This window comes from Pseudomonas sp. 300 (assembly GCF_055803035.1).
On the sequence record NZ_JAVLRV010000002.1, the window covers coordinates 1,252,305 to 1,267,329 of the forward strand.

The 15,025-nt window shown below is 59.2% G+C and carries 16 protein-coding genes; 9 read left to right on the top strand and 7 right to left on the bottom strand.

Annotated elements, in window-relative coordinates; translation table 11 throughout:
* The first annotated feature begins 349 nt into the window (after positions 1-349).
* Positions 350-961: a glutathione S-transferase gene (locus Q7W83_RS12350; protein ID WP_150632900.1), complete on the top strand. Its 612-nt coding sequence runs from the start codon at positions 350-352 to the stop codon at positions 959-961.
* A 184-nt stretch (positions 962-1,145) separates the two neighbouring features.
* Here Q7W83_RS12350 and Q7W83_RS12355 read toward each other — a convergent pair whose 3' ends face one another.
* Positions 1,146-2,078, bottom strand: a complete 933-nt coding sequence (locus tag Q7W83_RS12355; RefSeq protein WP_473656138.1) for a hypothetical protein — start codon at positions 2,076-2,078, stop codon at positions 1,146-1,148.
* 182 nt (positions 2,079-2,260) lie between these two features.
* Entirely contained in the window at positions 2,261-2,569 is a 309-nt protein-coding gene (locus Q7W83_RS12360; protein WP_473657619.1) for a YdcA family protein, read from the bottom strand.
* A 175-nt stretch (positions 2,570-2,744) separates the two neighbouring features.
* On the opposite strand from Q7W83_RS12360, the gene Q7W83_RS12365 reads away from it, so the two are divergent.
* Together Q7W83_RS12365 and Q7W83_RS12370 are read left to right on the top strand one after the other, a co-directional pair.
* A complete protein-coding gene (locus tag Q7W83_RS12365; RefSeq protein ID WP_095055782.1) occupies positions 2,745-3,428 on the top strand; it encodes a response regulator transcription factor in 684 nt (227 codons plus the stop codon).
* Complete coding sequence (locus Q7W83_RS12370) at positions 3,406-4,800, top strand: sensor histidine kinase (RefSeq protein ID WP_473656139.1); 1,395 nt, start codon at positions 3,406-3,408, stop codon at positions 4,798-4,800. The genes Q7W83_RS12365 and Q7W83_RS12370 overlap by 23 nt, the downstream gene beginning before the upstream one ends.
* A 133-nt stretch (positions 4,801-4,933) precedes the next feature.
* Here Q7W83_RS12370 and Q7W83_RS12375 read toward each other — a convergent pair whose 3' ends face one another.
* Genes Q7W83_RS12375 through Q7W83_RS12385 form a run of 3 tightly spaced genes read right to left on the bottom strand, consistent with a single transcriptional unit; the run spans position 4,934 to position 7,188 of the window.
* The gene (locus Q7W83_RS12375) at positions 4,934-5,344 is read right to left on the bottom strand and encodes an SRPBCC family protein (RefSeq protein WP_150632903.1); all 411 of its coding nucleotides are present in this window, start codon (positions 5,342-5,344) and stop codon (positions 4,934-4,936) included.
* A 27-nt stretch (positions 5,345-5,371) separates the two neighbouring features.
* The gene (locus Q7W83_RS12380; RefSeq protein ID WP_150636141.1) at positions 5,372-6,169 is read right to left on the bottom strand and encodes an SDR family NAD(P)-dependent oxidoreductase; all 798 of its coding nucleotides are present in this window, start codon (positions 6,167-6,169) and stop codon (positions 5,372-5,374) included.
* Positions 6,170-6,171: 2 nt separating this feature from the next.
* Positions 6,172-7,188, bottom strand: a complete 1,017-nt coding sequence (locus tag Q7W83_RS12385; protein WP_473656140.1) for an aldo/keto reductase — start codon at positions 7,186-7,188, stop codon at positions 6,172-6,174.
* Between the two features lie 117 nt (positions 7,189-7,305).
* Here Q7W83_RS12385 and Q7W83_RS12390 point away from each other — a divergent pair, with 117 nt between their 5' ends.
* From Q7W83_RS12390 to Q7W83_RS12405, 4 genes are all read left to right on the top strand, one after another.
* The gene (locus Q7W83_RS12390) at positions 7,306-8,211 is read left to right on the top strand and encodes a LysR substrate-binding domain-containing protein (RefSeq protein WP_473656141.1); all 906 of its coding nucleotides are present in this window, start codon (positions 7,306-7,308) and stop codon (positions 8,209-8,211) included.
* A gap of 130 nt (positions 8,212-8,341) precedes the next feature.
* On the top strand, positions 8,342-9,448 hold the full coding sequence (locus tag Q7W83_RS12395; RefSeq protein ID WP_150636137.1) for an RHS repeat-associated core domain-containing protein: 1,107 nt from the start codon (positions 8,342-8,344) through the stop codon (positions 9,446-9,448).
* 188 nt (positions 9,449-9,636) lie between these two features.
* Positions 9,637-10,614, top strand: a complete 978-nt coding sequence (locus Q7W83_RS12400; protein WP_150636135.1) for an RHS repeat-associated core domain-containing protein — start codon at positions 9,637-9,639, stop codon at positions 10,612-10,614.
* A gap of 148 nt (positions 10,615-10,762) precedes the next feature.
* Entirely contained in the window at positions 10,763-11,698 is a 936-nt protein-coding gene (locus Q7W83_RS12405; RefSeq protein WP_150636133.1) for a LysR substrate-binding domain-containing protein, read from the top strand.
* Here Q7W83_RS12405 and Q7W83_RS12410 read toward each other — a convergent pair.
* Complete coding sequence (locus tag Q7W83_RS12410; RefSeq protein WP_150653233.1) at positions 11,604-12,203, bottom strand: DinB family protein; 600 nt, start codon at positions 12,201-12,203, stop codon at positions 11,604-11,606. The two genes, Q7W83_RS12405 and Q7W83_RS12410, sit on opposite strands and share 95 nt — an antisense overlap.
* A gap of 418 nt (positions 12,204-12,621) precedes the next feature.
* Here Q7W83_RS12410 and Q7W83_RS12415 point away from each other — a divergent pair, with 418 nt between their 5' ends.
* Positions 12,622-12,939, top strand: a complete 318-nt coding sequence (locus tag Q7W83_RS12415) for a DUF2388 domain-containing protein (RefSeq protein WP_150636131.1) — start codon at positions 12,622-12,624, stop codon at positions 12,937-12,939.
* Positions 12,940-13,079: 140 nt separating this feature from the next.
* Here Q7W83_RS12415 and Q7W83_RS12420 read toward each other — a convergent pair whose 3' ends face one another.
* The gene (locus tag Q7W83_RS12420; RefSeq protein WP_150634376.1) at positions 13,080-13,871 is read right to left on the bottom strand and encodes an SDR family NAD(P)-dependent oxidoreductase; all 792 of its coding nucleotides are present in this window, start codon (positions 13,869-13,871) and stop codon (positions 13,080-13,082) included.
* Positions 13,872-13,995: 124 nt separating this feature from the next.
* On the opposite strand from Q7W83_RS12420, the gene Q7W83_RS12425 reads away from it, so the two are divergent.
* The gene (locus tag Q7W83_RS12425; RefSeq protein WP_150634375.1) at positions 13,996-14,940 is read left to right on the top strand and encodes a GlxA family transcriptional regulator; all 945 of its coding nucleotides are present in this window, start codon (positions 13,996-13,998) and stop codon (positions 14,938-14,940) included.
* Positions 14,941-15,025 lie beyond the last annotated feature (85 nt).

A 15,025-nucleotide genomic window follows, 5' to 3' on the forward strand; every position in this document is an offset into this window, starting at 1 on the left:
ATTAAGGCGAATTAGGGAGCGTTCCGGCGGACCTGGTCTGGCCATCGGAAAGGCGCCGTTTATTCCAAGCGCCACCCGGCACTCAATTTACGAGGGGCGGCAGTCTAAGGCCGACTTGAGGCCTCAGCAACTGAAAAGACAGCGAATTTGTCCGACAAAGCCCTGAAAAGTGCTCTATGGCAGTCTTTGTGGTGATTATCGGAGTGCGTTTATAGCAAGAAATTCAACCGAGCGGCTGTATATAGAAGACAAACGGCCTCGACGACGGTGTTTCTTGAACCCATTTGCAGGGCAGTGAACCTCAGCTAAGGTTGTCCATCCCGAAATGGCAATCTTGAGGAGAGGTTCAATGAAGCTGATCGGCATGCTGGATTCGCCCTATGTACGGCGGGTCGCCATTACTGCCAAACGCCTGGGCATCGACCTCGATCACCAATCTGTTTCGGTGTTTCGGCACTTCGAGCAGTTCCAGCAGATCAACCCGGTGGTCAAGGCGCCGACGCTGGTGCTGGATGACGGCGAGGTGTTGATCGACTCGACGTTGATCATCGATTACCTGGAGGTACTGGCCGGACCGGGTAACAGCCTGATGTCTGGCGAGCCGCCTCAACGCTTGCGGTCGTTGCGCCTGATCGGCCTGGCGTTGGCAGCCTGCGAGAAATCGGTGCAGCTTTATTACGAACGCAACCTGCGGCCCGCAGAAATTCAGTTCGAGCCATGGGTGGAGCGGGTCGAGGGGCAATTGGCGGCGGCGTATTCGGCGCTGGAACGGGAGCTGGAATTGCACCCGTTGAAGGTCGATGGTTCGATTGATCAGGCCGGAATTACGTTGGCGGTGGCCTGGAGCTTTACCAACCTGGTCGTGCCTGATCAGGTGGACGCCCGGCAGTTTCCGCAGATCAGCGCGTTTACCGCGTATGCCGAGGGGCTTGAGGCGTTTATGAGTACACCGATTGAGTAGATGGATGTGTTGCGCCTGACCTGCTCCCGGTGGCGCTCGCAAAAACGCCGCTTCTACCCAAGGCAGAAGCGGCGCAGGCATGGACCTCAGCGGATCAATGCATGAACAGGGCAATCAGGATGATGATCGGGATCGGTACACCGAGAAAAAACAACAGTAGTGAGCGCATGAGAATTCTCCTGGGTTAACGAATAGGGGCTGTGGCGACATAGGCATCGGATTCGACATACACCACCGCATCCCGACGACGACCACCAAAGGTTGCAGCAAAGCTGGCGAAGAACGCGCCGATCAACAGTGCAACGAACATCCACAACGCCGTCATGGCCGCCACTTTTGCAGCGGTGTCGGCCGCTTGTCTCGCGGCTACCTTGGCGTCTTCCACGGCTTTATGCGCAGCGGCATAGACTTCATCGACACGACGCTCAGCGTCCGCTTGCGTCAGGTTGGTCCGTTGCGCCACCAGTTGCGCCAGATAGGTCCGGTCCTCAGCCGCCAGTTGACCGTCGTTGCTCAACGAGCGAACGAAGATGCGAGTCACGGTGCCACGCGCCGCGTCATCGCTGATGGCTGCGGGACGATCGTCGCGAAACAGACTGTCGACGAAATAGCCGTATTGATCGCTGGGCGTATTCCCGGCGGCAGTGCCCGCCGCTTGCGTGGCCACACTTGCAGCACCGCCGACAACACTCGCCCCGGCCTGCACCCCACCGCTGACAATACTGCTGACCGAGCCGACGGCCAGCGTTGCGGTCACCAGGGTCGCCACGCACCAGGCCAGGAAGCCATGAGCGGTGTCGCGAAAGTAGACTTCATCGCCATGCATGTTCGCCCATTTCACCCGCAGGCGACCGGCGATGTAACCCCCAAGCCCGGAAGCGACGATTTGGGTAACGGCCAACCAGACAATCGTTGAAACGCCCAAACCCTTGGCGCTGACGCCTTCATGGGCCCACGGGGAAACCGCCGAAAAACCCAATCCGAAACCGAGCAGCACCAGGATCAGCGACAACGCCGCCGCCGCAGCGGCCCCGGCGAAAATCGCTCCCCAGGAAACGCCCGACATCGTGCTTGACTCTTCTGCGGCAGGATAGAAACCATCAGGGGATCTATTCATTGTTATGTCGCTCCAGGCAGGAAAGATGTTGTTACAACTCGTCAAATGAGGAATTGCAGTCAACGTGCCAGTCGCCCGTTTTCAATAAATAGATAAATTTCAATGATTTATAAAGTTTGAACTTCTCATTCCCATGCATTTTGCAAGGAGCGGCCGCATCGCAGCGGGTTTTATGCATTGCCCTACTTGCGCTTGTAGCTCTTGTTACCGCTGGGTGTCAGGCAATACACCCCGCCTCTCGGGCCAGTGCAAAACGACCCCGAACCGCAGGCGCAGCCATCGGCGCTCTGCAATAAGGTTTGCGGGCGAGCCTGGCTTGATTCGCCATAACGAGCCGAGCAGCTTTTCTTCGAAGCGCTGATAGAGCCGTCATTACACACAAACAGGTCGCCATCACAGCGATCGATACCGCCCTTCTTTCCTGAACACGGCGTGTTACCCGCCCAGGCACTGCCGCTGATGACGTACAGCAACAACACAACAATCGGCATCCCGCCACGGCAAATCAAAGTGCGCACAGTCGAACTCCCTTTCAAGGTTATGGCCATATGATATCAACGTTCCGGGCCGCCCCATGAGCCACATGAAAGTTAATTTAAAAAGTCACCGGCATTTCTTGGCAGAATGCCCACACACTTGCCTTGAACTGACTATCAGGTCCGCCCTATGACCCGCATCTTGACCATCGAAGACGACGCCGTGACCGCCCGGGAGATCGTCGCCGAATTGAGCAGCCACGGGCTCGACGTGGATTGGGTCGACAATGGTCGCGAAGGACTTGAGCGCGCGGTCAGCGGCAATTACGACTTGATCACCCTCGACCGCATGTTGCCCGAGCTCGATGGCCTGGCGATCGTCACCACACTGCGAACCATGGGCGTGGCGACGCCGATCCTGATGATCAGCGCCCTCTCCGATGTCGATGAACGCGTGCGCGGATTGCGTGCCGGCGGTGACGATTACCTGACCAAACCGTTTGCCACGGATGAAATGGCCGCCCGGGTCGAAGTGCTGCTGCGCCGGCAGAACACCGTGACCGCCCAGGCCACCACGTTGCGGGTGGCGGACCTGGAACTGAATCTGATCAGCCACGAGGCCAGCCGCGACGGTCAACTGCTGACGCTGTTGCCCACCGAGTACAAGCTGCTGGAATTCCTGATGCGCAACACCGGCCAGATTCTCTCGCGGATGATGATTTTCGAAGAGGTCTGGGGTTATCACTTCGACCCCGGCACCAACCTGATCGACGTGCACATCGGCCGCCTGCGCAAAAAGATCGACCCGCCCGGCAATGTCCCACTGATTCGGACCGTGCGAGGCTCGGGTTATGTCATTGCCGAACCCCTCTAAAGGCTGGCGTTCGTCCAGCAGTCGGTTGCTGGCGCTCTACAGCTCGCTGTTCGTGCTCTGGAGCGGGATTCTCATGGGGGTCATGTATTACGAGGTGTCCACCTATCTGGACAACCTGGCCAAGCACTCGCTAATGCAACGTCAGCATTTGTTCTCGCGTTTTTCCGGCGAACAACTGGTGGACGCCCTCGCCGTCAGCATGACTTTCGACATTCGCGGCATCGATGCCTATGGCCTGTTCGATGCCGAGCATCACTACCTCAGCGGTGCCCTGCGCCACATTCCCAAAGGTTTGCCGCTGGACGGCAAGATCCACATGCTCAGCGACTGCGCCGACTCCGACGATCCGACGCTGCCCGCCGACAGTTGCGACGCCGTGGCGACCCAGACGCCGGACGGTCGCTGGCTGATTCTGGTGCGTGACAACGGTTCACTGTTCGCCGTGACCCGCATCATCCTCCACGCGTTGTTCTGGGGCGTGACCCTGACCATTTTGCCGGGCATCGTCGGATGGCACCTGTTGCGCCGTCGACCGCTGCGACGCATTCGCGGGATTCAGGCCAGCGCCGAGGCCATCGTCGCCGGCGACCTGACCCGACGTTTGCCGCTGTCTGATCGCCGTGACGAACTGGACATGCTCGCCGCCATCGTCAACGCCATGCTCGAACGCATCGAGCGCTTGATGAACGAGGTCAAGGGTGTGTGCGACAACATTGCACACGACTTGCGCACGCCGCTGACCCGCTTGCGGGCGCAGTTGTACCGCATGCAGCAACAGGCCGGCGAAGGGTCGGCAGAAGCGACGCAACTCGATTCGGTGCTCGCTGAAGCGGATACGCTGATGGCGCGTTTTCGCGGGTTGCTGCGGATTTCCGAGCTGGAGGATCGGCAGCGGCGTTCGGGGTTTGTGCAGCTGGATCCGCTGCCGTTGTTGCAGGAACTGCACGACTTTTATCTGCCGCTGGCGGAGGAAGATGAGCTGGTTTTCAAGCTGCAATTGCCCGAATCACTGCCGGCACTGAACGGTGATCGGGCGCTGTTGTTCGAAGCCGTGGCGAACCTGTTGAGCAATTCCATCAAATTCACACCGCCGGGCGGCGAGGTGATTTTGCGCGGGGTCAATGAAAATGGGCATACGCGGATCGAAGTGCTCGACTCGGGACCGGGCATTCCTGCGACCGAACGGGACGCCGTATTCCAGCGCTTCTATCGCGCCGAAGGTGGCAATCAGCAAAGCGGCTTCGGCCTGGGCTTGTCGATCGTCGCGGCGATTGTCAGCCTGCATGGGTTTACGCTTGAGGTGGGTGAAAGCGAATTGGGCGGCGCACGGTTGGTGCTCGACTGCCGGCAGAACCTGATTACCCAGACCTGACCCGGATCTCCTGAACTGATACAAAACCTGTGGGAGCGGGCTTGCCCGGGATAGCGACCGGACAGACAAAATTATACTGCCCGACACTCCGCCATCGCGGGCAAGCCCGCTCCCACAGGGATTGATGGCGAAATCAGGCGGGGTAGTTTGCCCGTAAAGCCTCAAGACCACCCTGATAAATGCCGGCAAACAGCGCCGCCACTTCTTCCTCACTCACACCCACCGGCGCAAACCGACCCGACCACGTCACCCGGGCACCCTCGCCTCGTGCTTCGACGCGGATCGTCGCCAGATAATCCGTCGCCGGAAACGGTGCCTGCACAATCGAGTAGCTGTACGTCTTCCCGGCGTTATCAAACGACTCAAGCCGTTCCACCACCACTGCGCCATCGGCCGTTTGCAGACTGCGCACACGCCCGCCTTCGCTCAGTTCACTTTTGGGAATGAACGGCAGCCAGTCCGGCAGCGAATTGAAGCCGCCAATCAATTGCCAAACGCTGTCGGTCGAAGCCGGGATATCGATAAATGCTGATGCAGTTGCCATGTAGTCCTCTCTCTCAAGCAAAAAAAATCAGATCGCCAGGCTGTCGACCACGCCACCGTCCACACGCAATGCCGCGCCCGTAGTAGCCGAGGACAACGGCGAAGCGATGTAAGCCACCAGGTTCGCGACTTCCTCGACGTCCGCCACGCGCTGGATGATCGACGTCGGCCGGGCCTTGCGCACAAACGCATCGGCCTCTTCGCGCACACTGCGCCCCGATTCGGCCGTGGCGTCCTTGAGCATCTGCTCCAGGCCATCGGTCAGGGTCGGCCCCGGCAGGATCGCATTGACCGTCACGCCAGTACCCGCCAGCCGTTTGGCCAAACCATGAGACACCGCGAGGTTAGCGCTTTTGGTCACGCCGTAGTTGAGCATGTCTGCCGGGATCGCGATCCCGGATTCCGAGGACAGGAAAATCACCCGGCCCCAGCCCTGCTTGACCATCTCCGGCACATAATGCCGCGACAGACGCACACCGGAGATCACGTTGACCTCATAAAACCGCGTCCATTCGCTGTCTGGCGTGTCGAAGAAATCCACCTCGTTAAAGATTCCGAGGTTGTTCACCAGAATGTCTGCTCGTGGCTCGGCGGCGAACAACTGCTCGGCCCCTTCGGCGGTGCCGAGGTCCGCCGTCAGGCCACGCAGTTGCGCGCCCGGCACGCTCTGGCGAATGCTTGCCAGCGCTTGCTCGACCTTGGTCGTCTCGCGGCCGATCACCACCACCGTGGCACCGGACTCGGCCAGCGCCTTGCTGATACCCAGGCCAATGCCGGCGGTGCTGCCGCTGACAATGGCGAGTTTCCCCGTCAGATCGATCTTCATGCTCAAACTCCTGCGATGGGTAATGGAGCGCGTTCGGACACCAGTTTCGCTTCGTGCATGGCTTGCCAGAACGCAGCGGGAATCACCGCCGACAACGCGGCCACGTCTTCGGCAATCCGCTGCGGACGGCTGGAACCTGGAATCACCGCGGCAACCGCCGGGTTAGCCAGGGAGAACTGCAACGCGGCGGCCTTGATGTCGACCCCGTGAGCCGCTGCGATACCTTTGATCTGCTCGACTTTATGGATGATCGCCGGGCTGGCCTTCTGGTATTCGAAGTGCGCGCCGCCGGCCAGGATGCCCGAGCTGTAGGGTCCGCCGACGACGATCTCGACGTTCTGCGCCAGCGCGGCGTCCATCAGGCGTTGCAAGGCACGGTCGTGGTCGAGCAGCGTGTAGCGCCCCGCCAGCAGAAAACCGTCTGGTTGGGCTTCGGTCAGATCGAGGGTCAATTCGCACGGTTCCACTTTGTTCACCCCCAGTCCCCAACCCTTGATCACGCCTTCTTCGCGCAAACGGGTCAGTACTTTGAAAGCGCCGATACGGGCCTGATTGAAGTATTCCAGCCATTGATCACCGTAGAAATCCTGCGCGATGTCGTGCACCCAGACGATGTCCAGGCGATCGGTCTGCAGACGTTTGAGGCTGTCTTCAATCGAACGCATCGTCGCGTCGGCGCTGTAGTCGTTGACGATCTTGTTCGGGCGGCCGTGTTCGAACACACCGCTCTTCTCACCCAGATCACGGGCCGCCGCGTCTTCGACTTCATCAAGAATCACCCGCCCGACTTTGCTGCTCAGCACATAGTCGTCACGGTTGTATTGGGCCAACGCCGCGCCCAGACGAATCTCCGACAGGCCCGAACCGTAAAACGGTGCCGTATCGAAGTAACGCACGCCGGCATCCCAGGCCGCGTGAACAGTGGCCAGCGCTTCTTCTTCAGGGATGGCGCGGAACATGTTGCCCAATGGCGCGGTACCGAAGCCCAGCGCGCCGGGCAGTTTGTCTTTCAAGCTCATGATTCAATCCTCGTCAGTTTCAGAGGTCAGTTGAATGACCGTTGAGCAGATCGTAGATTGCGACGTTCGGACCGTCCAAGACATAATGCGCAGCACTTGAGTCCCTACAGGTCTGACATGATCGACATCCGCCAATTGCGCTACTTCGTCGCCGTCGCCGAAGAAGAACACGTCGGTCGCGCCGCCGAACGCCTGCACATTTCCCAATCGCCCCTGAGCCGACAGATCGCCCAGATCGAGGAACGCCTGGGCCTGACCCTGTTCGAACGCAGCCAGCAACGCATTCGGCTGACCCGCGACGGTCAGACGTTCCTCGCCGAAACCCGCGCCCTGCTGACCCACGCCAATCGCCTGGAATCCCTTGGCAAACGCCTGGGTCGTGGTGAAGAAGGCGGTTTGTGCATCGGCTACATCGAGAACGCCATGCATGCCGGCGTCCTGCCGAATGCCTTGCGCGTGCTGCGGGTCGACCGGCCGAACGTGCACGTCGCGCTATACAACCTCAGCTCCGCCGAACAACTCGAAGGCCTGCGTCAGCGTAGCCTCGATATCGCACTGGTTAGCGAACCGCCCGTCGCCGACGATCCGGACCTGCTGGGTTTTCAGGTGCTGGACGACCCTATGCTGCTGGCCTTGCCCGAGCATCATCCCCTCGCCCGCCAAGCAACATGGGGCCCGGCAGACCTGGCCAATCAGGAATGGATTGGCGTGCAACACCGCCAGAACTGTGCGAGCCGAGACGACTTCATCAGCGCCTGCATCCGCGCCGGTTTTACCCCGGACATCCGCATGGAGGCGACCGAACCGTTCACTGCGCTGGGGCTGGTGGCGTCGGGGCTGGGAATCGCGATGATTCAGAAAGGTTTGAGTCGAAACGCGCCACCGGGTGTGGTGCTGCGCGAGGTGCCGTGGATTTCCTTTACCACGCCGCTGTGGGCGGCCTGGCATCGGGTTAATTTGCGACCGTTGGTGGAGACGTTCAGGAAGGTGTTGACCGAGCCGGCGGATGTTTACAGCGGCTGAAGTTGGCGCTGAAACGACTGGCCCATGGATTTCGGTAAGAACCGGAACGACCTATCAGTTCTGCTAGTTCCCAGCCATTGCGAAATCGCCAATACTGATCGAAGGCACGTTGAACCTTCGGAGCATCCCCATGCCATTACTGCGCGAACCCCTCTGCCACTATCGCTACGACGCCCTCGACCGGTTGATCGGCCATGCACAGCAGGACGCGCAACAGCATCGGCGTTTCTACTGCAAAAGCCGCCTGGCCACCGAGATACAGGGTGCGCTGCAGCATTCGATCGTCCAACACGACGACTGGCTGTTGGCGCAGCAGCGAAGTGAGGGCGATGCACTCGACACCACGCTGCTGGCCACCGATCAACAACGCTCCGTGTTGCACACGCTTAAAGCGAACCATCAGTGCCAGCCCATCGCCTATTCACCCTATGGCCACCGCCACCCTGAAAACGGGTTACTCAGCCTGTTAGGGTTCAATGGCGAACGGCCCGACCCGGTGACGGGGCATTATTTGTTGGGAAATGGGTATCGAGGGTTTAATCCGGTGTTGATGCGGTTTAACGGTCCGGACAGACTTAGTCCGTTTGGCAGGGGCGGATTGAACGCATATGCTTATTGTTTGGGGGACCCCGTCAATCTGAGTGATCCGAACGGTACAATCCCCGGCGTCCTCAACCGGATGTTAGGCCGGCCTGTCTATAAAAGCGGCCCGGGACTAACATTTAGTGCGGTTACTAAAAACAAAAATAACTACACGGACGTCACTACATTTACCCCAACCCTGGATACCACGCTTCATAGCTTTAATGAAGTCACTCATAGAATCAAAGCCAACGAGGGACACAGCACCCTGATTAAGTCAGTTATAGGCTTTGGTTATGACGAAGTCTCGATTAAAAAAGGGAATAAGATTTCGTTTATGCAGAGAAAGCTCACACCCGACGAGAACAGCTACTCTGATACACTTGGACTTGAATTAGAGTCGTTTTACAGTCAATTAGAATTACCAGAAGTCCCTATATCAATTGATCATCGTAACTTATTGAAAGCCAGGGATGAGTTCAGTAATTCCATGACCGTCGGACAGGTAAACACCGCTGCGGAAAATGGGCTTCTTAAGGGAGTGCGCCCAAGCAGAGCAAAGTTACTCATCAGAGATCCTCATTTCAGGTTTGACGGTGATCGTTGGTGGGAACAACGCACTAGCGACCGTACGATAGTTCAGTTTAAGGTTTAACATCAGACAAAATCACAACAGCTGAAGTTGGTGATGTCCTCACCAATCCCCTGTGGCGAGGGAGCAAGCTGCCCTCGCCACCATCACTCCAGGGCCCACAGGTTCCGGACTATCAGTTCTGCTAGTTCCCACCCATTGCGAAACCGCCAATACTGATCGAAGGCACGTTGAACCTTCGGAGCATCCCCATGCCATTACTGCGCGAACCCCTCTGCCACTATCGCTACGACGCCCTCGACCGGTTGATCGGCCATGCACAGCAGGACGCGCAACAGCATCGGCGTTTCTACTGCAAAAGCCGCCTGGCCACCGAGATACAGGGTGCGCTGCAGCATTCGATCGTCCAACACGACGACTGGCTGTTGGCGCAGCAGCGAAGTGAGGGCGATGCACTCGACACCACGCTGCTGGCCACCGATCAACAACGCTCCGTGTTGCACACGCTTAAAGCGAACCATCAGTGCCAGCCCATCGCCTATTCACCCTATGGCCACCGCCACCCTGAAAACGGGTTACTCAGCCTGTTAGGGTTCAATGGCGAACGGCCCGACCCGGTGACGGGGCATTATTTGTTGGGAAATGGGTATCGAGGGTTTAATCCGGTGTTGATGCGGTTTAACGGTCCGGACAGTGTGAGCCCGTTTGGTGAAGGGGGATTGAATACCTATGCGTATTGCCAAGGTGATCCCGTGAATCAAAACGATCCGACGGGACATAGATCTATTTGGTTATTGGGACTTGAACGACAAACTGTACGTGCACGCTATCCTCGACGCCCCCTTCCAAACGCTATGAACGGATTAATGGATCAGCCCACGCCAACGCCACAACCCGCGGCAAGAACTGAGACTCCTCTAATTCCCACTCAACCCAGGACCAATGGATGGGTGCCCGCAAGGCGCTTCACTACTGCCCCCGTAATATCGGAAAACACTGTGGTTATTACTGAAACGATAAGTAACGACCAATTTGCCCCAGCGGCAACCGATATGGCATTCAGAGAGCGCTTGCAAAATAGACGAATGTCACCGGTGAACGTCGAAGTGCCAAACTTTTTCCAAAACCTCACTCCAAGTCCAACTCAACGCTCCGTCCAAGCTGCTCCCACAACCAGCCACGGCAGCACAGAAGCAATGAACGTCGACAGACTTCGCAGAGGTACATGACCTATCAGTTCTGATAGTGCTCAACCGCAACACCTTCGCCGACACTCAAACTCCATGCCCTCGAAAATCGAGCCTGACCGGATACGATGCACCGGACAGGTTTACTGCTTTAATGAAAAGACCCTGAAAACTTTCGAGCACCCCCACCATGAACCGCAACGACCTGCGCCGCGTGGACATGAACCTGTTGGTGATTTTCGAAACCCTGATGTTCGAAAAGAACCTGACCCGGGCCGGGGAAAAACTGTTCCTCGGCCAGCCTGCGGTCAGTGCTTCGCTGGCAAAACTGCGTGACCTGTTCGATGACCCGCTGCTGGTGCGTAACGGTCGTGTTCTGGAGCCGACCCAACGCGCATTGCAGATTCTCAAGGAATTGCAGCCAGCGATGGACACCATTTCCGGCGCGGTCAGCCGAGCGAAGGATTTCGACCCGGCCACCAGCCGCGACGTGTTTCGCATCGGTCTGTCCGACGACGCCGAGTTCGGTCTGTTTCCGCCGCTGCTCAAGCAGATCCGCGAAGAGGCGCAGAACGTGGTGGTGGTCGTGCGGCGGGTGAATTTCCTGCTGATGTCGTCGATGCTCGCCAGCGGTGAGATTTCCGTCGGGATCAGCTACACCACCGAACTCCCGGCCAACGCCAAGCGCAAAAAGTTGCGTGACCTGAGCGTGAAGATCCTGCGCGGCGACAATCGGCCCGGCGCCCTGACGCTGGATGATTACTGCGAGCGGCCGCACGCACTGGTGTCGTTTTCCGGAGACCTGACCGGGGCCATCGACAATGACCTGGCGCGCATCGGCCGCTCACGCCGTGTGGTGCTGGCGGTGCCGCAGTTCGCCGGACTGCGCGCGTTGCTGGCCGGCACGGACATGCTCGCCACGGTACCGGATTACGCCGCGTGCGCGCTGATCGAAGGCAGCAGCCAGTTGCGCGCCGACGACCCGCCGTTTGACATTAACCTGTCCGAACTGTCGATGGTCTGGAACGGGGTCAACGATAACGATCCGGCAGAACGTTGGTTGCGCTCGCGAATTGCCCAACACATGTCGGCGCCGCTGCCGGGGCCGGTGCCTGGATCGCGTTGAAGGACGGGTCGGTCTCGCGCAGGAAGATTGGCAGGTCCGTCATCGGCGGCATGGCCGGAATGTCGAAATACATCTGGATCACCCAGCCACGGTGATAACTGGCGTGATTGACCACGTGCATCAACATCGCGCCGGCGCTCATGGTGCCGCTTTCGCCCGAGACAAACGTGAACTCGACGGGTTTATCCAGCGATGCCTCGGTCTGCCGTTCGCTCCAGGCGCAGTACCAGTGATCGATGTCCTTTTGCGCCAGGCGCAGGTCATCGAGGTCGGGATGCAGCAGGTCATGCGAGGTCTTGAAGCCGTGCCCCCGGCCTTCGAGGTGAGCCTTCCAGATGCAGTCCACCACGTAGATGTGGTTCAGCGTGCCGATCATGTTTTTGAACACTGAGATCCGTTCCTTGTTGACCTCACCCGGCGGCAAATCAGCGAGGCTGTCAAAGAGACGTTGATCGGCCCAGCGTTTGTAATCGGCGAGCATGCGGGCAGTGCGTACGTTGATCATCAGAGGTCTCCCATTGCGATGGGCGCACTGCAAAGCATAGTCCCAAGGACGCGAGGCAGCGCGGACGCTGATCATCGGTCGATCAAAGCGTACCGGGGTGACGACCGCCGTCCAGCGGCAGATTTTGACCTGTCAGGGAGCCCGATTGTCACGCCTGCAAACGAGGCACCGCGCAGGAAAAAATGAGCGCTCAACACGAGCGCTCATTTCTGCCCAACTGGCTGAGGAACCCGGCCGCTCTGTTTTCAGGCAGCAGGCCGGCCACGCACCGGCCCGCACGTGCGGTGAGGCGAAACTGGCAGATCCGGGGTTACGGGTTGAAGTGATTGTGTGTGCGGCAAGGAACTCCTGACGGTCTCCGCGCATCCTAAATTATGTGGTACTTCCTTTACGCTTCACGCTTTCGGAGGACACCGTCATGCGCCGTCTGATCATCATCTCTTCCCTTGTGTTGTGCTTACCCTTCGGCTCGGCTTTCGCGAAAGTGGATGCGGGCGATGTGGCCACCTCGGCCGGGGTTTCCGCTTCGCTGTACTCGACGTTCAAGGACGACAAGCTCATGATCCCCGCCCGGGATGACGCCTCCAGCTTCGTGGCCAGTGGCGGTGCGATTCGTGGCGTGTATCTGGAATCGGTCATCAAGCAGATTCGCCAGGACAATCCCGGGTTAGACGCCAGCGACGAAGACCTGGCCAGAGCCATTCTGGTTCAGGAAGGCCTTTCGGTCGGGCAATAACAGCGTCCGGTTGACGCCGACAAGCGTAGCGGCTGGAAGATCAAAAATCGCCACCTCGCTGCGCTCGACAGCTCCTACAGTTGGACGTAAATCCCTGTAGGCGCGGTCGAGCGCAGCGAGGTGGCGATCTTTTTTCAGCCTCAACGATAGCGCGGTGCTGCCGTGGAGTTGCCGAACAATCCAGAAAGGGTTTTGCGCTGAGCTTCGTAACGATCCCACTGCTCGCCATCGTGCAGCCCCGGAATGGTCACCACTTCACCACTCGCAAGCCCTACCAGTGCGGCATCGACCATGTCTTCAGCGGACATCACGATCTCCTGCGGTAGGTTTTCCACCGGGTTGCCCGCCTCGCTCCAGAAGTCAGTCGCAGTGGCGCCGGGCAGTACGGCCTGAATACGAATGCCTTTATCCGCCAATTCGTGGTGCAGCGATTGGCTCAGGCCCAACACAAATGCCTTGGTCCCGCCGTACACGCCGTTGAGAATTTCCGGCGCAATCGCGACGATCGAAGAAATGTTGATCATGGTTCCGGTGCCACGGGCGACAAATCCGGGGGCTACCGCGTAGGCCAGGCGCATCAGCGCGGTGATGTTGAGGGTGATCATGTCTTCCATGTCATCCACCGGGCTGCCCAACAGCGGCATGACCGCGCCGACCCCGGCGTTGTTGACCAGCAATGTAATGCTCGCGTCAGTACGCAGAATGCCTTCAACACGGCGCAGATCGGCCTGGTCTTTCAGGTCGGCGGCGACCACTTCCACGGCGCGGCCGGTTTCGTTGCTCAGGTGATTGGCCAGCGCGTTGAGTTTGGCCTGGCTGCGGGCGACCAGAATCAAGTCATACCCCTGACGGGCGAGACGGTCGGCGTAGACCGCGCCGATACCGGAAGAAGCGCCCGTGATCAGGGCGGTGCCTTTGGACGAGAGAGTCATGTTCAGTTTCCTTCACAATGAGGCGAGGTGTTCGCCGGGTGTGAACAGTTATAAATTGAGTGACGCCTGTCTCAAATGACGTTTAAAGTACGTTTTCAGGACATTTCCATTTGAGGGTCTGGCAATGACTTCCGTGGCGTTTGTGGTGTTTGAAGGCTTCCAGTCCATGGCGCTGGCGGCGATGCCGGTGTTCGAGTACGCCAACTTCAGCGCTGGCGAGACGCTGTATGAGGTGAGCGTGGTGTCCGAAGACGGCCGCACTTTGCGCGCCTCCGGTGGCTTGAGCGTGGGCACCGAGGCGTTCGGTGAACAGGTGTTCGACACGGTGATCGTGGTCGGCGGCGATGCCATTCTCGAGCAGGCGCCCGAAGGTGTGTTGAATTACCTGCGCGCCAGCATCAAGACCGCACGGCGTACGGCGTCGATCTGTTCCGGCGCCTTCGTGTTGGCTCAGGCCGGTTTGCTTGAAGGGCGGCGGGCTACCACGCATTGGGCGTACGCCCGGGAGCTGCAAGCGCGGTTTCCGTCGATCAACGTGGAAGAGGATCGCATTTACGTGGTCGATGGATCGATCTGGACGTCCGCCGGAATGACCGCCGGCATCGACCTGGCATTGGCCATGGTTGAAAAGGACCACGGCGCCGAACTTGCCCGCTCCGTGGCGCAGAAACTGGTGATGTACCACCGACGTGCGGGCGGACAGTCCCAGCATTCGGCGCTGCTGGAACTGGAACCGAAATCCGACCGTATCCAGACCGTGCTCGGCTACGCCCGTGAACACCTCGCCGAAGCGTTGTCGGTGGAACAGCTGGCGGACGTGGCGAGCCTCAGCCCACGCCAGTTCAGCCGCGCGTTTCGCGCCGAAACCGGGCAGTCGCCAGCCAAAGCCATCGAAAACCTGCGCCTGGAAGCGGCTCGGCAAATGCTGGAACGCGGACGGCTGACCCTCGATCAGATCGCCACCGAGACCGGTTTCACTGATCGCCGGCGCATGCGTGAAGCCTTCCTCAGAGCCTTCGGCCAACCGCCGCAGGTAATTCGCCGCAGCGCCCGAGCCGAGATCCTGTAAGAGCCAGCTTGCTGGCGAAGGCGATCTCACGCACGCCATCGCCGGCAAGTCGGAACGACGCATTGCAGCGCCTACACTGATGTGT